General features: G+C 58.0%; 12 protein-coding genes, 2 tRNA genes and 3 rRNA genes. All 17 read right to left on the reverse strand.

Annotated features, from left to right (window positions below; translation table 11 throughout):
- Positions 1–90: 90 nt before the first annotated feature.
- Positions 91–2160: an exodeoxyribonuclease V subunit alpha gene (recD, locus tag BLU48_RS23370; protein WP_057025144.1), complete on the reverse strand. Its 2070-nt coding sequence runs from the start codon at positions 2158–2160 to the stop codon at positions 91–93.
- Positions 2157–5828, reverse strand: coding sequence for an exodeoxyribonuclease V subunit beta (gene recB / locus BLU48_RS23375; RefSeq protein ID WP_057025143.1), 3672 nt, complete (start codon positions 5826–5828; stop codon positions 2157–2159). Before recB ends, recD begins: the two co-directional genes overlap by 4 nt.
- Entirely contained in the window at positions 5825–9277 is a 3453-nt protein-coding gene (gene recC, locus BLU48_RS23380; RefSeq protein WP_057025142.1) for an exodeoxyribonuclease V subunit gamma, read from the reverse strand. Before recC ends, recB begins: the two co-directional genes overlap by 4 nt.
- Positions 9278–9437: 160 nt before the next feature.
- A 5S ribosomal RNA gene (rrf, locus tag BLU48_RS23385) occupies positions 9438–9553 on the reverse strand.
- A 157-nt stretch (positions 9554–9710) separates the two neighbouring features.
- Positions 9711–12602 (reverse strand): 23S ribosomal RNA (locus BLU48_RS23390).
- Positions 12603–12849: 247 nt separating this feature from the next.
- Positions 12850–12925, reverse strand: a tRNA-Ala gene (locus BLU48_RS23395).
- Between the two features lie 30 nt (positions 12926–12955).
- Positions 12956–13032, reverse strand: a tRNA-Ile gene (locus BLU48_RS23400).
- A gap of 83 nt (positions 13033–13115) precedes the next feature.
- A 16S ribosomal RNA gene (locus tag BLU48_RS23405) occupies positions 13116–14652 on the reverse strand.
- The 16S, 23S and 5S rRNA genes sit together here with 2 tRNA genes alongside, the layout of an rRNA operon.
- Before the next feature lie 488 nt (positions 14653–15140).
- Positions 15141–15761, reverse strand: coding sequence for a protein-methionine-sulfoxide reductase heme-binding subunit MsrQ (gene msrQ / locus BLU48_RS23415; RefSeq protein ID WP_046069526.1), 621 nt, complete (start codon positions 15759–15761; stop codon positions 15141–15143).
- A complete protein-coding gene (gene msrP / locus BLU48_RS23420) occupies positions 15761–16774 on the reverse strand; it encodes a protein-methionine-sulfoxide reductase catalytic subunit MsrP (protein ID WP_057025002.1) in 1014 nt (337 codons plus the stop codon). Before msrP ends, msrQ begins: the two co-directional genes overlap by 1 nt.
- A gap of 63 nt (positions 16775–16837) precedes the next feature.
- Entirely contained in the window at positions 16838–17695 is an 858-nt protein-coding gene (pssA, locus tag BLU48_RS23425) for a CDP-diacylglycerol--serine O-phosphatidyltransferase (RefSeq protein ID WP_043050593.1), read from the reverse strand.
- A gap of 144 nt (positions 17696–17839) precedes the next feature.
- Positions 17840–18856 carry a ketol-acid reductoisomerase gene (ilvC, locus tag BLU48_RS23430; RefSeq protein ID WP_003176099.1) on the reverse strand — a complete coding sequence of 339 codons (1017 nt, stop codon included), beginning with the start codon at positions 18854–18856 and terminating at the stop codon, positions 17840–17842.
- Positions 18857–18903: 47 nt separating this feature from the next.
- The gene (gene ilvN, locus BLU48_RS23435; RefSeq protein ID WP_003176102.1) at positions 18904–19395 is read right to left on the reverse strand and encodes an acetolactate synthase small subunit; all 492 of its coding nucleotides are present in this window, start codon (positions 19393–19395) and stop codon (positions 18904–18906) included.
- Positions 19396–19397: 2 nt separating this feature from the next.
- Positions 19398–21122, reverse strand: a complete 1725-nt coding sequence (locus BLU48_RS23440; RefSeq protein WP_057025061.1) for an acetolactate synthase 3 large subunit — start codon at positions 21120–21122, stop codon at positions 19398–19400.
- A 431-nt stretch (positions 21123–21553) separates the two neighbouring features.
- Complete coding sequence (locus BLU48_RS23445) at positions 21554–21883, reverse strand: YqcC family protein (RefSeq protein WP_057025003.1); 330 nt, start codon at positions 21881–21883, stop codon at positions 21554–21556.
- Complete coding sequence (locus BLU48_RS23450) at positions 21883–22617, reverse strand: tetratricopeptide repeat protein (RefSeq protein WP_057025004.1); 735 nt, start codon at positions 22615–22617, stop codon at positions 21883–21885. Before BLU48_RS23450 ends, BLU48_RS23445 begins: the two co-directional genes overlap by 1 nt.
- Before the next feature lie 16 nt (positions 22618–22633).
- Positions 22634–24958 carry a penicillin-binding protein 1B gene (gene mrcB, locus BLU48_RS23455; RefSeq protein WP_057025005.1) on the reverse strand — a complete coding sequence of 775 codons (2325 nt, stop codon included), beginning with the start codon at positions 24956–24958 and terminating at the stop codon, positions 22634–22636.
- Positions 24959–24985: the final 27 nt, after the last annotated feature.

Below are 24985 nucleotides of genomic sequence, written 5' to 3' on the forward strand. Positions count from 1 at the left end.
GGCGGAAAACCCCACGAAACACGGTTTGCGGGGGGCGCACTATTTTTTCAGAAAAATCAGACAGCTGAATAAGAAATATTGCATGACCTATCAGTCAGTTTTTTCAGGCACGGCATCCAATTCCAGCATCAACCCGCTCAAGCGTTTGACCTTGCGGCGCACGGCCTCCTCAAACACGCCGCTGCGCGACTCGATCAGGCTGAACCAGCGCTTGGCGCGGGTAATACCGGTGTAGATCAACTCTTTCGTCAGCACCGGATTGAGCGCATCCGGCAAGATCAGTGCGGTATGGGTGAACTCAGAGCCCTGGGATTTGTGCACGGTCATTGCGAAGACGGTTTCCACGTCATTGAGCCGGCTGGGCAATACAAAGCGCACGCCGCCCTGGCCATCGTTACGCGGAAAGGCCACGCGCAGCACCTGGGGGCCACCGTCGCTTTCGGGCAATTTCAGCGCGATGCCGATGTCGCCGTTCATCAGGCCCAGGCCGTAATCGTTACGGGTCATCAGCACCGGACGGCCTTCGTACCAATGCTCATCGCCTTCGATCAGGCGCACTTTGCGCAGCGCCGCGGTGATGCGCAGGTTGAGCCCTTCAACGCCCCAAGGGCCCTTGCGTACGGCGCAAAGCAGCTGGAACGCGTCGAAGGCTTGCAGCAACTGTTGCGCCCAATGGGTCCAGGCAGGGTCGTCCCGCCGCGTATCCAGCGATGGACGTGCCGATTGCAGCAGGTTCAGATAGTAGCGATAACCTTGGGCACCCTCGCCCTGCCCGTCCAGAACCAGACGCTCAAGTGCGTGGTCATGTTCACCCTTGAGGCTGACGCAGAAGAGGTCGTCGTGGCGGCGTGCGGCCAACAGCTGGCGGGCCTCTTCGGCGTTTTGCTGGTTAACCCAACGCGCCAGTTGGCCGATGCCGCTGCCCTCACCGAAGCGGCGCGAATAGCGCAGCATCACTACTTGCTGGGCCAGGGGATGACTGCCATCGAGGTCTTCTTGCAGGCCACTGGTACTGAGGTCTTCGCCGCTGACCGCTTGCAACCATTGGCGCGTGTGCGGGCTGTACCAGCCGGCTTCGGCATCGCGGCACAAGTCGCCGAGTACGGCTCCCGCTTCCACCGATGCCAGTTGGTCCTTGTCGCCCAGCAGTATCAGGCGTGCATGGGCCGGCAAGGCGTCGAGCAGGTTGGCCATCATTTCCAGGTCGATCATCGAGGCCTCATCCACCACCAGCACATCCAGAGGTAACGGGTTACCCAGGTGATGACGGAAATGTCGGGTTCCCGGGCGGCTGCCCAGCAGACGGTGGACAGTGGTGACCTGAGTGGGGATTTTTTCCCGCACGTTGTCGGCCACTGTCAGCGACAGCACTTGCTGGCTGATGGATTCGGTCAGGCGCGCGGCGGCTTTACCGGTGGGCGCGGCCAGGCGAATACGCAACGGGTTGCCGGACTCCACGGCGGGCGCTTGCAACAGCGCGAGCAGGCGCACCACCGTGGTGGTCTTGCCGGTGCCGGGGCCGCCGGTGACGATGCTGAATGGGCCGCGGGTCGCCAGGGCACAGGCGAGTTTTTGCCAGTCGATCACGCCATCCGGAGCCGGTTGATCGAACAGGCGATTGAGGCGCTGCGGCAGATCATCGGCAACGCTCTCCACGCTCGCAAGACGCTGACGCAAGGCACTGTCGATACGCCGCTCGTAGGTCCAGTAGCGGCGCAGGTACAGGCGCTTGCCGGACAACACCAACGGTCGGCTCTGGGCGGCTGCGCTGCCCTCGACCGCCAGCGCGACCAGTTGGCTGGACGCCAGGGCATGACACCAATGGGCGCCGTCCAGGCCATGCAGCAGCTGCGACGGCAGCAGCATGGCGCCGGTGTGCGGGTCGCCCTCAGGCGGCAGTGACAGGGCGAAGTCCGGGGCCTTGAGGGTTTCGAACAAATCCAGACAGACGTGACCATGACCCAACTGATGGCTGGTCAAGGCCGCCGCCAACAGCACCAGAGGATCGGCCTGTGGATCAAGCTCATGCAGGAAGCCGACGAAGGCTTTGTCCAAGGCACGCAACCAGCCACGGTCGACCCAACGCTCCAACAGTTGCAGCAGGTCGGCGGCGCGGCTCAGGGGCGCCAGCTCTTCCAGCGGTAACGGCGACAGGTTCATAGCAGCACTCCTTGTTCCCAGGCGGGCTCAACCTTGGGCGGGATGGGCTTGCCCTGGAACAGCAGGTCCAGCCCCTCGATCAGCTCACGGGGGGGCCGGGTGAAATACGCGCCCTGGCTCACCGACTGGGTACCGCGCAGGAACAGGTATAGAGCGCCGCCGACGTGCTGGTCGTAATCGTAATCCGGCAGGCGTGCCTTGAGCTGACGATGCAGGGCCAGCAGGTAAAGTACGTATTGCAGGTCGTACCGATGCTCGAGGATCGAATGCTCCATGGCATCAACGGTGTAGGCTGAATCGTCGGGACCGAGCCAGTTGGATTTGTAGTCCGCCACGTAGTAGCGGCCATCATGCTCGAACGTCAGGTCGATAAAACCCTTGAACATACCGTTGAGCAACACCGGCTCAGCGGCCACGCGGGAGACACCGCCGTGGGTGTGCTGGCACACCAGCTTGTCGAGGGCGAGCACATCGACCTTGTGGCTGGCGAACCAGAATTCCATTTCGATCTGGTACTGCTTCAGGCCGCTGAGGGTGACGTGGTCGTTGCACAGGGGCAGCGGCGTTTGCAGCAGATGACCCAGCCAGCCGCTGAGGGTGACGATCCAGCCCTCCCAGTTGCGGCGATTACAGCGTGCGCCCACGGCTTTTTCGATCGCCTCAGGCGTCACGTTGAAACCCTCTTCACCGGCCCACTCCAATAACCCGTGAAGGAAGGTGCCTGGATTAGGGCCGCGTGGGAAACGGTGAATGTCACCGCCGGACGCCGCCACTTCCCGTGGTGCATCCGGGTCGAGGCGTTCGTCGTCGAACAGCTTCTGGGCCTGCGGGCTTTCCGGTGCTTCGAGGCTGGCGGCGCTCATGCTGTCGCCAATGCGCAAGGCGCTGTAGGAAGCGATCCACCAGTTTTCCGCAGCCTTGCGCTTAGGCAGCAACGGCGCCAGCAGGGTCGCTTCATTGCGTGGCGGGTGGAACAGGATGTCTTGCGCATCTGGCACAGGTGCATAACTGATGGCCGGGCAGCCTTGCTGCAAGTCCAACAGCCAGCGCGCCAGGTCGGCGGATTCGCCTAGCGACGCACCGGCGCCCAGCAGATAGCCCAAGGCCGAGAGGTGCAAAACCGAACTGCTGTTATTGCCGCGCTTGAGGTCGGCGATGCCCAGCCAGCACGCGTGTTTGGCGCGGGTCAACGCCACGTAGAACAAGCGCAGGTCTTCGGCCAGGCGCTCATCATCGGCCTGGGCAATCAGCTCGGCCGTCGGCCGCAGGCTCACTTGGGACTTACCCTGTTCATCGTGGTAATGCAGCGGCAAGCGACTGCCATCCACCGGTTTGGCCGAGCAGATGAACGGCAGGAACACCAAGTCGTATTCCAGGCCTTTGGATTTGTGGATGGTCACCACCTTGACCAGTTGCTCATCGCTTTCCAGCCGCAGGATCTGCTCTTCGCCAGCCTGGCCCGACAGCGCCAAGTGTTCGGCCAGATGACGGATCAACGCCTGTTCACCATCGAGTTCCGACGCGGCTTGTTGCAACAACTCACTGAGGTGCAACAGGTTGGTCAGCACACGCTCGCCATCACTGCGGGCGATGAGGGTTTGCGGCAACTTGAAGTCGTGGAGCAGGCGGCGCAGCATCGGCAGCACGCCTTGGGTACGCCAGATCGAGCGGTAACCCCGGAACTGCATAACGCGGGATTCCCACGCCAATTCGTCCTGGTTCAGGCGCTCCAGTTCCGCCAACGACAGGTTCAAGGTGACGCAGGCAAGGGCAGCGCGTAGCGGGCGCTCGACATCCGGCTCGGCGCATGCCTTGAGCCAGGCCAACAGGTCGTGGGCTTCCTGGGCGGCGAACACCGAGTCTTTATCCGACAAGTACACGCTACGCACGCCACGGCTGGCCAGTTCAGCACGTACGGCCTGGGCTTCCTTGCCGTCGCGCACGAGGATGGCGATGTTTGAGGGCAGCACACCGGTGAAACTGTCTTTCGTGACAAACCCCGTCGTGCCTTGCTGCCCGCCGTTGAGCAGCGCGACGATCTGCGTGGCACAGGCAGCAGCCAGTTGTTGGCGATAAAGCGCGTTGGAAATCGGCTGGTCGGTGGGCAGGTGCCAAAGGTTCATGGCCGGCAGCGTCTGGCCGTCGACCTGCAACTGTTCTTTGCGACCCTGGGACAATACCGGGTGGAACGGCACTGGATTTTCGCCATTGGACTCGCGAAACAGGAACGCCCCCCGGCCGGTTTCAGCCCGCTGGAACACGTGGTTCACCGCCTCGACCATCGCATGGCTGGAACGGAAATTGGTGCCCAGGGTGTGATGACGGCCGGTGGTGGACTGCCGGGCGCGCAGGTAGGTGTAGATGTCGGCGCCGCGGAAGGCGTAGATCGCCTGCTTGGGATCGCCGATCAGAAACAGGCCACTGTCGAGGTGGTTCTCCTCGATGCGGTAGATGCTGTCGAAGATGCTGTATTGCACAGGGTCGGTGTCTTGGAACTCATCAATGAGCGCCACCGGGAATTGCTCACGGATCACACTGGCCAGGCGCTCGCCCCCGTCGGCTTGAAGGGCCGCGTTGAGGCGAATCAGCATGTCGTCGAAGCCCATCTCTGCGCGGCGACGCTTTTCTTCTTCGAAGCGTTTGCCGACCCAGCGGGCAGCATGTTGCAACACCGCTGCGTCTGGCGTTGGCAAAGCGTCGAGGCTGGCTTTGAGGCTCGCCATGGCCTCGATCCCTGGGTGCTGCGGCGGCTCACCTTTCCAGGCTTCGGCCATGCCGTCGGGCGTCAGGCGCGTGAAGCCGGTGCCGATGTCCAGTTGTTCCAGGGCTTCATCAGCGGCCCAGGCGCTGATCTTCTCGAACCAGGGTTCGAAGTAGCGCGCTTGCATTTTGCGACCATCGACAGCTTTGGCCGCAACAGCTTGCAGGCAGATATCCCGCAGCTCGACGGCCCATTGTTGCCAAGGCGCCTTGAGGCTTACCAGCGCTGCGCGACGTTCTTGCAGGCAGGCGTTGATCAGCTGCGCCGGCTCACGACCTTCATCGGTGGGTCGTTCACTGCCGAACAGCGCACGCACTCGCGGCATCAGTGCAGCGGGGCCGCCCCAATGGCTGCGCACCCAGTTGAGCGCGTCGTCGTGCATCGGGTAGCAGAACAGCCGCCAGTAGTCGCGCAGCACTTCGCCCAGCAGGTCGCTATGGTCGGTTTCAAGGGTCTGGGTGAACAAGCTGCCGCTGTCGAACGCATGTTCGCGCAGCATGCGCTGGCACCAGCTGTGGATAGTCGAGACGGCGGCTTCATCCATCCATTGCGCGGCGATGTCCAGGCGGTTGGCGCAGGCGGGCCACTGCTCCGGGGGGTACTGATCGCGCAGGTCGGCGATCAACGCATCGGGCTGCTCGATTTCGTCGCGAAAGAAACGCGCGGCCTCGGCCAAGCGGATGCGGATGCGCTCCCGCAGCTCTTTGGTAGCGGCGTCGGTGAACGTCACCACGAGGATTTGTGGCGGCAGCAGTTCGCGCCCGAAACCGGACTCATCACCGCCGTGGCCGAGCACCAGGCGCAGGTACAAGGCAGAGATGGTAAAGGTCTTGCCAGTGCCGGCACTGGCCTCGATCAACTGGCTGCCTTTGAGCGGGAATGCCAAGGCCAGGGGTTTGCCGATCATGAGCCGGCCTCCGCGCTGGTGAGTGATCGCCACGGGGCGTTGAGCAGTGGGCGATACAGGGTTTCGCACCAGCCTTCGAACTCTTCGCTGGCAACCAAGGCGGCGTAGTCGGGAAATTGCCGCGTGAGCGCGGGCGTTTCGCGGCGTTCGCCGTCGGTGGTGATGCCATCGCCTTCGTAGGCTTTGCTGGCCGCGGCCTGGGCCTTGACGGGATCGGTCTGGCCGAGCCAGGCAAAGGCGGTTTTCACCGCGACGGGTAGCGGCGTGCTCATGCCGGTGTGCCAGGCCAGCAGCAGGTTGCCAAGGATTTCCTGCGCAATGGGCTTGTCCAGCGGAGCCAGCAGCAAGGTGTCATCACCTGCCACCAGGCCGGTGCTCAATGGCAGGCCACAGGCGCAGGCCACCACATGATTGACCCAGGGTCGGATCAGGCGATGCCACTTGCGGCTCTTGATTGAGCCAATGCTGTTGGGGATGGTGGTGACACTTAACAAACCGCCATCACTGCGTCGATGCAGGCCGCTGATCCAACCTTCCAGCTGGATGCCCTGATACTCAAAACTGATCGGTTCAGCAGCGGTATGCGGGGTTGGCCAAAGGGCCAGAAGGTGTTGATAGCGCTGCACCAGGTCAGGCAATGGCTCGATCAGTTCGTTACGCAGGCACTCACCGAAACCGACCATCGGCAGTAGTCCGCTGCCTTGCAGGCGCAGCGCCTGGGCATTGAGGGCCTGATCGAGGTGATCGGGTTGGGTCAGTGCGGCGCTCAGCAGGCTGTCACTGAGGCTGTAGCGTTGCAGTGCGTCCAGCACGAAGGGCTCTTCGTCGGCCAGGGGCACTTCGGCAGCTTCAAAGAACACTTTCAGGCGCTGGCTGAAGAAGTGTTTAACCGGATTACGTAGGAAGTCCTGCAACTGGCCAAGACTCAGCGGCTCGTCCTGTTGGTGTTGCGCCAGCGTATTTTCTGGGCCGACGGCGACCGGGGTTTCATGCAGCAATTGCCATTCGCGGGCATAACTGAACAGCGGATCGCCTTCGTGAAAGTAGCGGGCGCTGAAGGGCTGCAGAGGATGTTCCTGGGTCATTGCGTCAATCAGCGGTGTATCGGTTTTGGCGTGCTGCCAGCCGCTGGCGAGGTGATCGCGCAGTTGACCAATCAACACCGAGGCTGGGCGATCGCTGTTATCGCGGATGCTGCGCCCTACCCAGCTGATATATAGCTGGTCGCGGGCCGAGAGCAGCGCTTCAAGCAGTAAGTAGCGGTCGTCTTCGCGGCGTGAACGGTCACCGGGGCGGTAGTCGCTGCCCATCAGGTCGAAGTCCAGGGGCGGCTGGGCCCGCGGGTAATCACCATCATTCATGCCGAGCAGACAGACCAGCTTGAACGGGATTGCACGCATGGGCATGAGGGTACAAAAATTGACAGCTCCCGCTAGGAAGCGTTGGGACAGGCGCCCCTGATCCAGTCCGGCCAACCACGCCTCACGGACCACGGTAAGCGGCAACTCGTCCTGCAAGCCAACGGACTCGCAGGTTTCCAGCCAAGTCTCTCTTAGTTGTTCGAGCTGGCCTAGCAGGTAGTCATCATGCTCACTGCTGGGCAGGAAAAACAGCTGCATCAAGCGTTGCAGTCGCTCGCCCCAGGCTTGGGGGGAGGCGGGTTGGGACAACGCCTGGTGGGCATCGCTCAAGGCGTCGAGCAAGGCGACCAGCGGGCCGATCAATGCCGCATCAAGGCCGCCGATTTCATCGTAGGGCTCAATCCCATTACAGGCCATGCCGGTGCCCACAGCGTAGCCCAGCAGCATACGACGCAAGCCGAATCGCCAGCTGTTTTGTTCCAGCTCTGTGGGTAGGCCTAAACCAGCGCGTTGCTCAGCATTCAGGCCCCAGCGGATGCCGGCGCCTTCGATCCAGCGATGCAAGGTGGGCAAGTCGCGCTCTTTGATAGCGAAACGTTCGCGCAGGGCGGGCACGTCGAGCAGGTCGAGGATCTCGCTGACGGGGAAACGGCTGTCGGGAAGTTTCAGCAGGTGCTCGACGGCGATCAGCAGAGGGTCGCGGCCGCGCTGGCCTTGGTCGGTAAGCGTGAAAGGAATGAAGCGTGGATCATTTCGTTCGAGCTGGCCGAAGACTGCGCGAATGTGTGGCGCGTAGCTGTCGACGTCGGGGACCATGACGATGATGTCCCGGGGGCGCAAAGTTGGTTCGGCGCTGAAGCGTTGGAGCAATTGGTCGTGGAGGATCTCCACTTCGCGCTGGGCGCTGTGGGCAATGTGGAAGCGGATCGAAGCATCGTGCTCCAAGTCAACAGGGGGCCACAGCTCACGAGTTTCATTCAGCGGGCGCAGTTCGAGGATATCGTCCTGGAGCTGGTTGAGCAGCGTGGTGGGTTCACTGTCGCTGAACAGGTCGATGCGACCGTCACGGAATGCGGCCCGATAGCTGTTGGGGTCATCGTAGCTGTCCAGCAGGCTGATGTAATCACGGCCTTGCTTGCCCCACGCGGCGAGCAACGGATGGGCGTGCTGATGTAGGGTTTGGGGGTCGATGATGACCGGCATACCGGCTTTGCGCGCCTGGCGTTTGTATTCGTTTCGCAGCAGGTCCTTGTCGGCGACAATGTCGGACCAGTGGTGGCGGCAAGGGTTATGCACGCAAAGCAGGACTTGGCTGAAACGGGCCAGACCCGCCAGCGCTTCCAATGCCTGGGCCGGTAACGATGAAATGCCAAAGACAATCACCCGGGAAGGCAAGCCGGACGGCGCTTTTTCAAGGCTATTGATACGTTCGATAAAGCGTTGGTGAACGCCGGCTCGACTTTGGGCCATGCCCTCTGCTCCCACATCCAGCAACAACGCACGCCATAATTCGGCTTGCCAGCAATTGGCAGGGTCGAGCGGTTTGGATTCGCCTCGACCATTGCGTAGTTGGTGGCGGCCTGCGGCCCAATCCTCCAGCCAATCAGCGCGGTAGACCTGGTATTGGTCGAACAAGTCAGCCAGGCGCTCGGCAAGTTGGTAGCGTTTGCGCAGGTCGGTGTCTTGAGTCAAAAAGCGTTGCAAAGGCTCGAAGTGCGGCTGGTCAATCAGCTCGGGTAACAGGCGCATGAGGCGCCAGGTCAGCGGGGCTTTATCGAGCAGGGATTTCGGAGGGATTTCGTCACGGCCCAGGACCATGCGGTAGAGCTGCCACATGAAGCTGCCAGGCAGTTGCACGTCGATTGCAGCAGCAATGCCACAACCGCCCATATCGTCTTCTTCCGGATCTTCGGCCAGGGCCAGCTTGAGCCATTGGGCGATACCGTTGCTTTGTACCAGGGCGATTTCGTTTTCCAAAGGCGCCAGTGGGTAGCGGCGCATCCAACTGACCACCAGGCTACGCAGTTCGTCCAGGCGATTGCCGTGGACCACCATGAATCCAGCGCTGAGGGACGTTGCGTCCGGCATAACGGTTTCCTTGGGAAAAGCAAAATCGAGGGGTGGACTTTAGCACTGTGGTGCACGGACCGGACACATGGCTGACAGGTGCGCGGGGACAGGGTGGACACTTTCCGAGCGCCCAAAACAAAACCCCAACTGCTTTCGCAATTGGGGTTTCGGAATTTAATCTTGACGATGACCTACTCTCACATGGGGAAACCCCACACTACCATCGGCGATGCATCGTTTCACTACTGAGTTCGGGATGGGATCAGGTGGTTCCAATGCTCTATGGTCGTCAAGAAATTCGGGTACTGAGTCGTGGCCAGCTGGCCTCGCTTCAGCAAATTGGGTATGTGACAGCGGTCGGTGCTTTGTGAGCGTCGAACTTTCGGTTCATTTCGTCTTCACACACCGCAATCTGATGCTCGTTAGAGTAGTCAAATTGCTTGGGTGTTATATGGTCAAGCCTCACGGGCAATTAGTATTGGTTAGCTCAACGCCTCACAGCGCTTACACACCCAACCTATCAACGTCGTAGTCTTCGACGGCCCTTCAGGGGACTCAAGGTCCCAGTGAGATCTCATCTTGAGGCTAGTTTCCCGCTTAGATGCTTTCAGCGGTTATCTATTCCGAACATAGCTACCCGGCAATGCCACTGGCGTGACAACCGGAACACCAGAGGTTCGTCCACTCCGGTCCTCTCGTACTAGGAGCAGCCCCTCTCAAATCTCAAACGTCCACGGCAGATAGGGACCGAACTGTCTCACGACGTTCTAAACCCAGCTCGCGTACCACTTTAAATGGCGAACAGCCATACCCTTGGGACCGGCTTCAGCCCCAGGATGTGATGAGCCGACATCGAGGTGCCAAACACCGCCGTCGATATGAACTCTTGGGCGGTATCAGCCTGTTATCCCCGGAGTACCTTTTATCCGTTGAGCGATGGCCCTTCCATACAGAACCACCGGATCACTAAGACCTACTTTCGTACCTGCTCGACGTGTCTGTCTCGCAGTCAAGCGCGCTTTTGCCTTTATACTCTACGACCGATTTCCGACCGGTCTGAGCGCACCTTCGTACTCCTCCGTTACTCTTTAGGAGGAGACCGCCCCAGTCAAACTACCCACCATACACTGTCCTCGATCCGGATAACGGACCTGAGTTAGAACCTCAAAGTTGCCAGGGTGGTATTTCAAGGTTGGCTCCACGCAGACTGGCGTCCACGCTTCAAAGCCTCCCACCTATCCTACACAAGCAAATTCAAAGTCCAGTGCAAAGCTATAGTAAAGGTTCACGGGGTCTTTCCGTCTAGCCGCGGATACACTGCATCTTCACAGCGATTTCAATTTCACTGAGTCTCGGGTGGAGACAGCGCCGCCATCGTTACGCCATTCGTGCAGGTCGGAACTTACCCGACAAGGAATTTCGCTACCTTAGGACCGTTATAGTTACGGCCGCCGTTTACCGGGGCTTCGATCAAGAGCTTCGCGTTAGCTAACCCCATCAATTAACCTTCCGGCACCGGGCAGGCGTCACACCCTATACGTCCACTTTCGTGTTTGCAGAGTGCTGTGTTTTTAATAAACAGTCGCAGCGGCCTGGTATCTTCGACCGGCATGAGCTTACGGAGCAAGTCCTTCACCCTCACCGGCGCACCTTCTCCCGAAGTTACGGTGCCATTTTGCCTAGTTCCTTCACCCGAGTTCTCTCAAGCGCCTTGGTATTCTCTACCCAACCACCTGTGTCGGTTTGGGGTACGGTTCCTGGTTACCTGAAGCTTAGAAGCTTTTCTTGGAAGCATGGCATCAACCACTTCGTCATCTAAAAGATGACTCGTCATCAGCTCTCGGCCTTAGAATCCCGGATTTACCTAAGATTCCAGCCTACCACCTTAAACTTGGACAACCAACGCCAAGCTGGCCTAGCCTTCTCCGTCCCTCCATCGCAATAACCAGAAGTACAGGAATATTAACCTGTTTTCCATCGACTACGCTTTTCAGCCTCGCCTTAGGGACCGACTAACCCTGCGTCGATTAACGTTGCGCAGGAAACCTTGGTCTTTCGGCGTGGGTGTTTTTCACACCCATTGTCGTTACTCATGTCAGCATTCGCACTTCTGATACCTCCAGCAAGCTTCTCAACTCACCTTCACAGGCTTACAGAACGCTCCTCTACCGCATCACTTACGTGATACCCGTAGCTTCGGTGTATGGTTTGAGCCCCGTTACATCTTCCGCGCAGGCCGACTCGACTAGTGAGCTATTACGCTTTCTTTAAAGGGTGGCTGCTTCTAAGCCAACCTCCTAGCTGTCTAAGCCTTCCCACATCGTTTCCCACTTAACCATAACTTTGGGACCTTAGCTGACGGTCTGGGTTGTTTCCCTTTTCACGACGGACGTTAGCACCCGCCGTGTGTCTCCCATGCTCGGCACTTGTAGGTATTCGGAGTTTGCATCGGTTTGGTAAGTCGGGATGACCCCCTAGCCGAAACAGTGCTCTACCCCCTACAGTGATACATGAGGCGCTACCTAAATAGCTTTCGAGGAGAACCAGCTATCTCCGAGCTTGATTAGCCTTTCACTCCGATCCACAGGTCATCCGCTAACTTTTCAACGGTAGTCGGTTCGGTCCTCCAGTTAGTGTTACCCAACCTTCAACCTGCCCATGGATAGATCGCCCGGTTTCGGGTCTATTCCCAGCGACTAGACGCCCTATTAAGACTCGCTTTCGCTACGCCTCCCCTATTCGGTTAAGCTCGCCACTGAAAATAAGTCGCTGACCCATTATACAAAAGGTACGCAGTCACCCAACAAAGTGGGCTCCCACTGCTTGTACGCATACGGTTTCAGGATCTATTTCACTCCCCTCTCCGGGGTTCTTTTCGCCTTTCCCTCACGGTACTAGTTCACTATCGGTCAGTCAGTAGTATTTAGCCTTGGAGGATGGTCCCCCCATATTCAGACAAAGTTTCTCGTGCTCCGTCCTACTCGATTTCATGATTAAGAGATTTTCGCGTACAGGGCTATCACCCACTATGGCCGCACTTTCCAGAGCGTTCCGCTAATCTCAAAGCCACTTAAGGGCTAGTCCCCGTTCGCTCGCCACTACTAAGGGAATCTCGGTTGATTTCTTTTCCTCAGGGTACTTAGATGTTTCAGTTCCCCTGGTTCGCCTCTTGCACCTATGTATTCAGTACAAGATAACCATCTTATGATGGCTGGGTTCCCCCATTCAGACATCTCCGGATCAAAGTCTGTTTGCCGACTCCCCGAAGCTTTTCGCAGGCTACCACGTCTTTCATCGCCTCTGACTGCCAAGGCATCCACCGTATGCGCTTCTTCACTTGACCATATAACCCCAAGCAATCTGGTTATACTGTGAAGACGACATTCGCCGAAAATTCGAATTTCTCAATTAAGAGAACTCACAAATTTTACCTTAGCCTGATCCGTTACCAGTGAAAGTAACGTTCAGTCTATCTTTCTATCACATACCCAAATTTTTAAAGAACGAACTAGTCAAAGACTAGAAATCAACATTCACCATCACAGCGATGGAATGCTCATTTCTAAGCTTTATACAAACAGAAGCAGTAGTGGTGGAGCCAAACGGGATCGAACCGTTGACCTCCTGCGTGCAAGGCAGGCGCTCTCCCAGCTGAGCTATGGCCCCGTATTTCTACAGGCGTTTCCCACACAAAATTGGTGGGTCTGGGCAGATTCGAACTGCCGACCTCACCCTTATCAGGGGTGCGCTCTAACCAACTGAGCTACAGACCCAATTTCGGGCTGCTTCTTTATCGTCTTCTTCAATGAATCAAGCAATTCGTGTGGGAACTTATGGAGCAGCTGATGTCGTCGATTAAGGAGGTGATCCAGCCGCAGGTTCCCCTACGGCTACCTTGTTACGACTTCACCCCAGTCATGAATCACACCGTGGTAACCGTCCTCCCGAAGGTTAGACTAGCTACTTCTGGTGCAACCCACTCCCATGGTGTGACGGGCGGTGTGTACAAGGCCCGGGAACGTATTCACCGCGACATTCTGATTCGCGATTACTAGCGATTCCGACTTCACGCAGTCGAGTTGCAGACTGCGATCCGGACTACGATCGGTTTTCTGGGATTAGCTCCACCTCGCGGCTTGGCAACCTTCTGTACCGACCATTGTAGCACGTGTGTAGCCCAGGCCGTAAGGGCCATGATGACTTGACGTCATCCCCACCTTCCTCCGGTTTGTCACCGGCAGTCTCCTTAGAGTGCCCACCATTACGTGCTGGTAACTAAGGACAAGGGTTGCGCTCGTTACGGGACTTAACCCAACATCTCACGACACGAGCTGACGACAGCCATGCAGCACCTGTCTCAATGTTCCCGAAGGCACCAATCTATCTCTAGAAAGTTCATTGGATGTCAAGGCCTGGTAAGGTTCTTCGCGTTGCTTCGAATTAAACCACATGCTCCACCGCTTGTGCGGGCCCCCGTCAATTCATTTGAGTTTTAACCTTGCGGCCGTACTCCCCAGGCGGTCAACTTAATGCGTTAGCTGCGCCACTAAGAGCTCAAGGCTCCCAACGGCTAGTTGACATCGTTTACGGCGTGGACTACCAGGGTATCTAATCCTGTTTGCTCCCCACGCTTTCGCACCTCAGTGTCAGTATCAGTCCAGGTGGTCGCCTTCGCCACTGGTGTTCCTTCCTATATCTACGCATTTCACCGCTACACAGGAAATTCCACCACCCTCTACCATACTCTAGTCAGTCAGTTTTGAATGCAGTTCCCAGGTTGAGCCCGGGGATTTCACATCCAACTTAACAAACCACCTACGCGCGCTTTACGCCCAGTAATTCCGATTAACGCTTGCACCCTCTGTATTACCGCGGCTGCTGGCACAGAGTTAGCCGGTGCTTATTCTGTCGGTAACGTCAAAATTGCAGAGTATTAATCTACAACCCTTCCTCCCAACTTAAAGTGCTTTACAATCCGAAGACCTTCTTCACACACGCGGCATGGCTGGATCAGGCTTTCGCCCATTGTCCAATATTCCCCACTGCTGCCTCCCGTAGGAGTCTGGACCGTGTCTCAGTTCCAGTGTGACTGATCATCCTCTCAGACCAGTTACGGATCGTCGCCTTGGTGAGCCATTACCCCACCAACTAGCTAATCCGACCTAGGCTCATCTGATAGCGCAAGGCCCGAAGGTCCCCTGCTTTCTCCCGTAGGACGTATGCGGTATTAGCGTCCGTTTCCGAACGTTATCCCCCACTACCAGGCAGATTCCTAGGCATTACTCACCCGTCCGCCGCTCTCAAGAGAAGCAAGCTTCTCTCTACCGCTCGACTTGCATGTGTTAGGCCTGCCGCCAGCGTTCAATCTGAGCCATGATCAAACTCTTCAGTTCAAACATCTTTGGGTTTTTAAGAAACCCTAAACTTGGCTCAGCAATCGTTGGTTACATCTTTGATTTCTCGCGGAGTAACTTGTGATGCTGATAATCTTGTTGACTATCAGTCTGACTCCACAAGCACCCACACGAATTGCTTGATTCAGTTGTTAAAGAGCGGTTGGTTAAGAGCTTTCGTCTCAACCGAGGCGCGCATTCTACAGCAGCCTCATTTGCTGTCAAGTGATTATTTTCAGAAGCTTTCGAAGATTTCTTCAACAACTTCAACCACTTGCGCTTCTGATCTCTCATCAGCGGGAGGCGAATTCTACAGCGTTACACGCTGCTGTCAACACCTCTTTTTCAACTTCCTTTGGGCTTCGATGAACTGAAGCTATTTGCTGCCGAAAACTTCATAACTCTTTGTTTACCAAGGAGTTTTCCGTTTCGACTGCGCCGGAAGTGGGGCGAATTATAGGCTTCCAGAATCTGTCGTCAAGGGTTAATTACACTTTTGTGGCAGAAGGTGCTTTTTTAGCAATAAGGCGGGGGATTCGCCGCATAACTGGAGGCACCCGCAGCAGAAGAAGCAGCGCACCGATGGAAGCGTAGACAGCCCACTCCTTCAAATCAGCCCGAACTATCCAGAGCATGTGCAGCAGACCAAGCCCGAGAATCACATAGACCAAGCGATGCAACTTCTTCCAACGACTACCCAACCGTCGCTGGCTGTAGCGATTAGATGTGACAGCCAGCACTAATAAAGCAAGAAACCCCAACGCCCCCACAATTATGTAAGGCCGCTTGCGCAGCTCCACGCCGAGCTGGGACCAATCCAGCCCAAGGACGAACACGCAATACGCCGCCAAATGCAACACAACATAGGCAAAGCACCACAAGCCCAATTGCCGGCGTACCGCGATCCACCCCGCCCAACCGCTCAACTTCTGCAGCGGCGTCATCCCGAGCGTGACCAGCAGTAGAATCAACGTACCCAGGCCCAGGCGATCGACCAGCACTTTGCCCGGATCAGGTCCAAGGGCAAAACTCCATGCTTCATATAGCCAGAGCAATGGCCAAACCGCCGCAGCTATGAAGACCCCAATGCGCCAGATTGGAAAGCGCATCAGTAGTTCTTCCGCAGGTCGAGACCTGTATATAAAGAAGCGACCTCATCGGAATAGCCATTGAACATCTGCGTGTCGCGCACATTCGGACTGAACAGGCCGCTGGGGAGACGTCGCTCCCTCGCCTGGGTCCACCGCGGATGATCGACCGTGGGATTCACGTTCGCATAAAACCCATACTCATCAGCCGCAATGCTTTGCCAGGTGGTTTTCGGCTGCTCGCTGACAAGACTGATCCGCACGATGGATTTCACACTCTTGAAGCCGTACTTCCACGGCACCACCAGGCGCAACGGCGCGCCATTCTGGTTAGGCAATTCGCGCCCATACATGCCAACAGCGAGTATCGCCAGTGGATTCATCGCTTCGTCCAGACGCAACCCTTCTACATAGGGCCAATCGATCAAGCCAAAACTTGAACGCTGCCCCGGCATGCTTTTCGGATCCTGAAGGGTCTCGAACCGGATGTACTTCGCTTTGGAGGTCGGCTCAACCTGCTTGAGCAACGCCGAGATCGGAAAGCCGATCCACGGGATTACCATCGACCAGGCTTCAACGCAGCGCAGGCGATAGATGCGTTCTTCCAGTTCATAGGGTTTCATGAAGTCTTCCAGGGCATAGCGCCCCGGCTTGGCTACCTCACCATCAATCACAACGCTCCAAGGCTCAGTCTTGAGCGAACCCGCATTCTGCGCAGGGTCACCCTTGTCGGTACCGAACTCATAAAAGTTGTTGTAGTGAGTTGCGTCCTTGAACGGTGTGATCGCCTCGTCCTTGACCGTCACCGCCTGCCACTTCGTCCCAGCAAGCTTCTCGGCAAACCAACTGGGCGCCCTGCCCGCCTCGACATCGGCATAGCGCGCCGCATCACCCGCACTGGCCCACCGCGGCAAGCTGCTGGCAGCAATACCGGCCAGCGCACCACCGAGCAAGCTGCGGCGAGAGAAATAGAGGGATTCAGGCGTGACATCCGATTCGTGACAATCGGACGCTTTAGGCAATTTGATTAACATGGCAACTCCGCAGCATTGGAGAACTGATGCACCAATAGACTGCGGAGTATGGGGGAAATTACATTAAGACAATGTTTTGTCCCGACGCAGATGCAGCAAGTACTGAATCGGCCCCGAAGCCGCGTAGACGAGGAACGCCAACAGCAGAATACGCGGCGGATCGCTGAACACTACCGCAAACACCAGTACCACCACGAGGATCGCCACAAAAGGCACTCGCCCCTTGAGATCCAGCTCCTTGAAGCTGTTGTACTTGATATTGCTGACCATCAGCATGCCGGCCGCCGCTACCATCAAAGCGACCAGGAACGACATTTTCGAGCCCTGAATACCGTAGTCACTGAATGCCCACACAATACCGGCTACAACACCCGCCGCTGCCGGACTGGCCAGACCGATGAAGTAGCGCTTGTCAGCGGTCCCGACCTGGGTATTGAAGCGCGCCAGGCGCAAAGCGGCACCGGCAACATAGATAAAGGCAACCATCCAGCCGACCTTGCCCATGTCACCCAATGCCCAGGCAAACGCCAGCAACGCAGGTGCGACACCAAAGGCGACCATGTCCGACAACGAGTCGTATTCGGCGCCGAAGGCACTCTGGGTATTGGTCATCCGCGCTACGCGCCCATCCAGGCCGTCGAGCACCATGGCCACGAAGATTGCGATGGCAGCAAAACCAAAATACTTGCTGGCACTCGCCGCATCACCTGCCGCCAGTGCACTTTGGGCACTCATGGAGTTGATGATGGAATAAAAGCCGGCAAACAGGTTCGCCGTCGTAAACAGATTGGGCAGAAGATAGATGCCACGATGCCGGACCTTACGGCCTTCGGCGTCATGCCCTTCTTCGACATGTTCATCGATCGGCAGCATGCTTTCGGCGTCGGAAGCCTGGTTTGGCTCTTCGGGACGTTCGCTCATGGACTTTACCTTGCAACGGTGTGAAAAAATTCGACAGATACTTGCGGCGAGTGTTCGCCCGCAAACGATGCAGCTTTATACCAGAACCGGCCCCTCAAACGAAAAAACGCGGCCTAAGCCGCGTTTTCCCTTGATGCGTACGACTTAGTTCTTGGCTTTGTCGACGATCTTGTTGGCACCGATCCACGGCATCATGGAGCGCAGTTGCTCGCCGATGACTTCGATGCCGTGAGCTGCGTTGTTACGACGCTTGGCGGTCATCGAAGGGTAGCCGGTAGCGCCTTCGCTGATGAACATTTTGGCGTATTCGCCGTCCTGAATACGTTTCAGGGCGTTGCGCATGGCCTGGCGGGACTCGGCGTTGATCACTTCCGGGCCAGTCACGTACTCACCGTACTCGGCGTTGTTGGAGATCGAATAGTTCATGTTGGCGATACCGCCTTCGTACATGAGGTCAACGATCAGCTTCAGTTCGTGCAGGCATTCGAAGTAGGCCATTTCCGGCGCGTAGCCAGCTTCAACCAGGGTTTCGAAACCGGCCTTGACCAGTTCAACGGTACCGCCGCACAGAACGGCTTGTTCGCCGAACAGGTCGGTTTCAGTCTCGTCCTTGAAGGTGGTTTCGATAATGCCGGTGCGACCACCACCAACGCCAGCAGCGTAGGACAGTGCAACGTTCTTGGCGTTACCCGAAGCGTCCTGGTAGATCGCGATCAGGTCAGGGATACCGCCGCCTTTGACGAACTCGGAACGCACGGTGTGGCCCGGGGCTTTCGGCGCGATCATGATCACGTCCAAGTCAGCGCGTGGCACAACCTGGTTGTAGTGAATCGCGAAACCGTGGGAGAAGGCCAGGGTGGCGCCTTTCTTGATGTTCGGCTCGATTTCGTTCTTGTACAACGCGGACTGGAACTCGTCCGGGGTCAGGATCATGACCAGGTCGGCAGCTGCAACGGCGGAAGCGACGTCTGTCACTTTCAGGCCATGGGCCTCGGCCTTGGCAACGGTGGCCGAGCCTTTGCGCAGGCCAACAGTGACGTCTACGCCGGAATCTTTCAGGTTGCACGCTTGGGCGTGGCCCTGGGAACCGTAGCCGATGATGGCGACTTTCTTGCCCTGGATGATCGACAGGTCACAATCTTTATCGTAATAAACTTTCATGAGGTTCCTCTATATATCCAGGCCGTAAGGCCATTCGCTAATTTGGGTTAGATGCTGAGTACTTTGTCGCCACGGGCAATCCCGGTGACACCACTGCGTACGGTTTCCAGAATCGAGGCCGTCCCGATCGACTGGATGAAGCTGTCCAGCTTGTCGCTTGTACCGGTCAGTTGAACGGTATAAACGCTGGCGCTCACATCGACGATCTGCCCACGATAAATATCGGTAGTCCGTTTGATCTCGGCACGTTGGGCACCCGTGGCCTTGACCTTGACCAGCATCAGTTCGCGCTCGATGTGGGCACTTTCCGACAGGTCGACCAGCTTGACCACTTCGATCAGCTTGTTGAGGTTCTTGGTGATCTGCTCGATCACCTCATCGTGCCCCACGGTGGTCAACGTCAGGCGCGACAGGGTCGGGTCCTCGGTCGGGGCCACGGTCAGACTTTCAATGTTGTAGTTGCGTTGCGAAAACAGGCCGACAACACGGGACAGAGCGCCGGGTTCGTTCTCCAGAAGCAGGGAGATAATATGCCGCATGATTAAGTACGCTCCGTCTTGTTCAGCCACATGTCGCGCATAGAGCCGTCTTTGATCTGCATCGGATAGACGTGCTCGCTGGTATCCACCTGAATATCGATGAACACCAGGCGGTCCTTCATGGCGAACGCCTCTTCCATCTTCGGCTTCAGATCTTTCAAATCAGTGATGCGAATGCCGACGTGGCCATAGGCTTCAACCAACTTGACGAAATCCGGCAACGATTCCATGTAGGAATGGGAGTGACGGCTACCGTAGCTCATGTCCTGCCACTGGCGAACCATGCCCAGTACACCGTTGTTCAGGCAGACGATCTTCACCGGAAGACCATATTGCAGGCACGTCGACAGTTCCTGGATGTTCATCTGGATGCTGCCTTCACCGGTGACACAAGCCACGTCGGCATCCGGGAAGCTCAGCTTCACGCCCATGGCTGCAGGGAAACCAAAGCCCATCGTGCCCAGGCCACCGGAGTTGATCCAGCGGTTAGGCTTGTCGAACGTGTAGTACTGGGCTGCGAACATCTGGTGCTGGCCCACGTCGGAGGTCACAAAGGCGTCGCCCTTGGTCACTTCGCACAGGGTTTCGATCACGGTTTGTGGCTTGATGATGCTGCCGTCGCCCTTGTCGTAAGGGAACAGGCCACGATCACCACGCCATTCGTCGATCTGCTTCCACCAACTGGCAACGGATTCCTTGTTCGGTGCCTCGCCAATGTCCTTCAGTGCAGCGACCATTTCGGTCAACACGCTTTCCACCGGCCCCACGATCGGCACATCGGCCTTGATGGTCTTGGAGATAGACGCCGGGTCGATGTCGATGTGGATGATCTTGGCATTCGGGCAGAACTTGCTCGCACCGTTGATCACACGGTCATCGAACCGCGCGCCCACGGCCAGGATCACGTCGGCGTGGTGCATGGTCAGGTTGGCGGTGTAGCTGCCGTGCATGCCAAGCATACCGACGAACTGACGATCCGAACCCGGGAATGCACCGAGGCCCATCAGGGTGTTCGTCACCGGCAGGTTGAGCAGCTTGGCCAGCTCGGTCAGTGGAGCAGAACCACCGCCCAGAATCACGCCACCGCCGGAGTAGAGAACTGGACGCTTGGCCGCCAGGAGCATTTCTGCCGCCTTGCGGATTTGCCCTGAGTGCCCACGGACGGCCGGGCTGTAGGAGCGCAGCTTGGCTTTTTTCGGAAAGACGTACTCGAATTTCTCGGCCGGGTTGGTCATGTCTTTCGGGATATCAACCACCACAGGGCCCGGGCGACCGGACTGTGCGAGGTAGAACGCCTTTTTCATGATTTCCGGGATTTCCGATGCATGCTTGATCATGAAGCTGTGTTTCACGATCGGGCGGGAAATACCGATCATGTCGGTTTCCTGGAATGCATCGGTACCGACCATGGTGCTGGCGACCTGACCGGAAATGATCACCATCGGGATGGAGTCCATATAGGCAGTCGCGATGCCGGTAATAGCGTTGGTTGCGCCTGGACCGGACGTTACCAGTACCACGCCGGCTTTACCGGTGGCACGGGCGTAACCGTCAGCCATATGGGTCGCGGCCTGTTCGTGGCGAACCAGGATGTGGGTAACAGCCGGTTCCTTGAACAGTGCGTCGTAGACATGCAGCAGAGCACCACCTGGGTACCCGTAGATATAGTCGACGCCTTCGTCACGCAAAAAGCGGACGAGCATCTCACCGCCAGATAAAAGCTCCACGTTGTTCACCTCTAAAACGCCAGAATACCGTCCGTTAAAAACCGACGGGTCTTAATAGGTTTACTTCTCAACAGAGCATGAGCGACGGTGGTCGCCGACTACGTCAGCACTGACTGAGCAAGTATTGGGATCGTCCCAAGTGTTGCGGGCTTTTCCCACCCAGCGCGAGGTAACGCGTTGCGGGTGTTACAGGTCGGCGCGGATGTGCGCCTCATGATCTGCTGAGCGGGTCTGCTTCTGGCAGTCCCGATACAGCGGACTTTGGATTCTTCTGTTTCAGGCCGTTCAAGTCAAGCAATAATTGCGCTTTTTTCCAACTAAGCGCATGAGAACGTAGAAGAAATGGCTTTGAGGAGGGATAAAACTCGCCTGAATGTCGTCAAGCGGTAGAAATGTGCGCAAGACTGCCGAAAAAACCGGCAGTCAGGCAATTAACGAGCGTCGACGATCAATTGGTCGAACTTTTTCAGCGCATTGCGCAAGCCAAGGCTCTCCAATGGACGGTCGGCATAGACCATCTCGGCCATTTCCAGGATCCCCGACGCATTCGGCAATGGCAGGTCCTGCTCCAGGATCTGCTTCATGCGCACGAGGAAGATCCACTGCAGCCATTGGTAGAAGTCCAGGGTATCGACTGAAAAGGGCTCGACACTGCTAAGCGCTTCGGCACTTGGGGGAACTTCGTCCCACCAGCCCTGCATACGCAGTTCGCGCTCAATCAGCAATAACTGTTCGGCAATCGCTGGAAAACGCGCATCCATCAGAGGCTGACCTTGGCTTTCTGTCGTGCCTGGGCGGCACCCGCGGCATCACCCTGAGCAGCACGCGCATCACCGATCAAGGCCCACAGGCTGGCCTGCAGGGCCGGGCGACCATTGGCCAGGGACAGGCCACGGCGAGCGAATTGCTCCGCTTGGGGTGCATCGCCCTGGGCCATGCGTACCTGGGCCAGGCGATACAACACTTGCGGCTCGCGAGGCGCCACGCGCTGGGCACGTTCAAGGCTCGACGATGCGCCATTCAAGTCGCCCCCCGCCTGCTGCTGTTGAGCGGTGGTGAGCAGCGCCAGCACCGGGCCATCCAGTTGTTCGTCAGCCGACAACCCACCTGCGCTGGACGCCGACGGAATCCCGCTTGGCGTCGATGGCATGGTGTAGGTGCCCTGGTTGACCGGCGCGGTTTGAATCGGCGCGGAATCTACCGGCCCGGAAGTGCTGGGGCCTGGGGTCCATGGTTCGGCACTGATGGGCGCCGAGGTCGCAGCACCACTGCCAGGCACCATAACAACCACGCCTGAATCCTGTGGTATCGCTTGGGTCGCAGCTTGGGCAGGACGTTTGACCACGGTCTGGCGAAAGCCGCCGTTGGCCGAGATGCGGTCGTTATTGGAGACGGACGTGCTTGAGTCCACCACGGGAATAGAGCCGCGCTGCACGCTGGAGCAACCGCCGAGCAAAGCCAGAGCCGCAATCGCTGGAATCCACAACTTGTTCACTTGAAACCCTCTTTGCTTAATTCATCCAGCCCTTGACCCAATCCATCACCGATTCCGCGTCAGCAGGTGCACTGCCACCGCATGGGGCGCCGGGAGGTGGTTCGCTGCCGCGAATATACGGCATCTGTACCGCGCCAGGACAGTTGGCATCAGAGCCTTGGCCGGTGTGCGGGTCGATCCAGGCCTGCACGATATTGTCCGGCTGCGGCATGTTGAGCGGCAACGGGTCGGCCTTGCGCATGAAACTGGTCCACACCTGCAACGCACCGGTGGCCCCGGTAAACGGCGTCTTGCCGTTGTCGTCACGCCCCAGCCACACCACCGCCAATACATCCTGGCCGAAGCCCGCGAACCAGCTGTCACGCGAATCGTTACTGGTACCGGTCTTGCCGGCCAGGGTCAGGTTCGACGGCAACACGTTATAGACCGAACGCCCAGTACCCTCACGCATCACGCGCTGCATGGCGTTCTGGATCAGGTAGATAGAGCCCGCGTCGAAACGCTGCTGGATCTGGAACGGATAACGCTTGAGCGGTTCGCCATCAGCGGTCAGCACACTCCGGATACCGCGCATGGGCGTATTGAAGCCGCCATTGGCCAGGGTTTGGTACATGGTGGCCACTTCCATGGGAGTCATGGCCGCAGCGCCCAGTAGCATGGACGGAAACGCCGGAAACTCACGCTCGACCCCCAGTCGCGCCAACGTCTTCAGCACATTCGGCACACCGACCTCAAGCCCAAGGCGTGAGGTCGAGATGTTGTAGGAGTGCGCCAACCCCTGATACAGGAACACCGTGCCGTGGGAGCGGCGGTCGAAGTTCTTGGGCGTCCAGACCTGGCCGTCCGCGCCTTTGACCGACAGCGGATCATCCGACAGCCAACTGGTCAGCGTGTACTTGCTGGGTTTTTCCAATGCGCTCAAATAGACAGCGGGCTTGACCAGCGAGCCTATTGGACGCACAGCATCCAGCGCCCGGTTGAAGCCGGCGAAGCTTGCCTGGCGGCTGCCGATCATGGCCTGGACTTCACCGGTTTCCGGATTGGTCACCACCATGGCGGCCTCGACCTCATCCGAGCCTTTACGGCCGGTCAGGCGCTTGAAGGTGTCGTTGACCGACGCCTCGGCCTTCATTTGCAGGATCGGATCGAAGCTGGTGAAGATCCGCAGGCCCTCTTCGGTCAAGTCTTCGTCACGGTAGTCTTCACGCAGCTGACGCTTGACCAGGTCGATAAAGCCGGGGAATGAGCTGTCCGCCAGCTTGCCGCGGGTGGTTACACCCAGCGGCATTTTCTTCGCGGCGGCCACCTGCTCGGCCGTGGCAACACCTTGCTGCTCCAGCACATCGAGTACCAGGTTACGGCGCTCAAGCGCACGCTCCGGGTTGCGACGCGGGTTGTAATAGGACGGCCCCTTGACCATCCCCACCAGCAACGCGACTTGATGCAACTTCAACTCGGACAATGGCTGCCCAAAGAAGAATTGGCTGGCCAAGCCGAAACCGTGCACCGCGCGCTGGCCATCCTGACCGACGAATACCTCGTTGAGGTAGGCCTCGAGGATTTCCTGCTTGCTGTAATGCAGCTCCAGCAACATCGCCATCATGGCTTCAGTGAGTTTACGGGTCAGGCTGCGTTCACTGGTCAGGTAGAAGTTCTTGACCAGTTGCTGCGTGAGCGTACTGCCGCCCTGGGTCATCTTGCCGCCGGAGGTGTTGACCCAAATGGCGCGGGCAATCGACTTCGGCGAGACGCCCCAATGGCTGTAGAAGTCGCGGTCTTCCACAGCCACCAGGGTTTCCAGCAGGTACGGCGGAACCTGATCGAGTTTGATCAGGATGCGATCTTCAAGATTTTTCGGGTAAATACCGCCGATCATCAAAGGTTCCAGGCGCACCACCGGCAGCTTGGAGCCATTGAGCGACGACAGCTCAGCCACATAGTCGCCGGAAAAACGCACGCGCACAGGCTGAGCTTTTTCCAGGCCTTCGTAGAACTGGAAGCCACGGGTGTTCAGGTCGACGGTATTACCGCTGACGGCCGCCGCGCCTGGGCCATTGCTCACGGGCTCGCGACGGTAGCCCAGTGCGTCGAGCTCGGTCAGAAAGTCTTCCTTGCTCAGCTTCTGGCCGGAGAACAACTCCAGCGGGCGTGCGTACACCTTGGCCGGAATGGTCCAGCGCTTGCCGGAGAACTTTTCCTGCACCACGGCATCGAGGTACACCGCAAAGCCGGCGATCACCACAAGGCCCACCAGGCCAAGCTTGAGCGCCCAGCCCAGCCAGGGGCGCAGGCTGCGGGAAGGAGGTTTTTTACGGGAACGGGGAGATCGGGTTCGAGTCATGGCGGCGGATTATACGCACTTTATTGA

Source organism: Pseudomonas synxantha, from assembly GCF_900105675.1.
GTDB lineage: Bacteria > Pseudomonadota > Gammaproteobacteria > Pseudomonadales > Pseudomonadaceae > Aquipseudomonas > Aquipseudomonas synxantha.

Excerpts from the sequence above, each read along its gene's own strand:
- recD (WP_057025144.1), bottom strand. The coding sequence starts at position 2,160 with ATGAACCTGTCGCCGTTACCGCTGGAAGAGCTGGCGCCCCTGAGCCGC.
- recB (WP_057025143.1), bottom strand. The coding sequence starts at position 5,828 with ATGATCGGCAAACCCCTGGCCTTGGCATTCCCGCTCAAAGGCAGCCAG.
- recC (WP_057025142.1), bottom strand. The coding sequence starts at position 9,277 with ATGCCGGACGCAACGTCCCTCAGCGCTGGATTCATGGTGGTCCACGGC.
- msrQ (WP_046069526.1), bottom strand. The coding sequence starts at position 15,761 with ATGCGCTTTCCAATCTGGCGCATTGGGGTCTTCATAGCTGCGGCGGTT.
- msrP (WP_057025002.1), bottom strand. The coding sequence starts at position 16,774 with ATGTTAATCAAATTGCCTAAAGCGTCCGATTGTCACGAATCGGATGTC.
- pssA (WP_043050593.1), bottom strand. The coding sequence starts at position 17,695 with ATGAGCGAACGTCCCGAAGAGCCAAACCAGGCTTCCGACGCCGAAAGC.
- ilvC (WP_003176099.1), bottom strand. The coding sequence starts at position 18,856 with ATGAAAGTTTATTACGATAAAGATTGTGACCTGTCGATCATCCAGGGC.
- ilvN (WP_003176102.1), bottom strand. The coding sequence starts at position 19,395 with ATGCGGCATATTATCTCCCTGCTTCTGGAGAACGAACCCGGCGCTCTG.
- BLU48_RS23445 (WP_057025003.1), bottom strand. The coding sequence starts at position 21,883 with ATGGATGCGCGTTTTCCAGCGATTGCCGAACAGTTATTGCTGATTGAG.
- mrcB (WP_057025005.1), bottom strand. The coding sequence starts at position 24,958 with ATGACTCGAACCCGATCTCCCCGTTCCCGTAAAAAACCTCCTTCCCGC.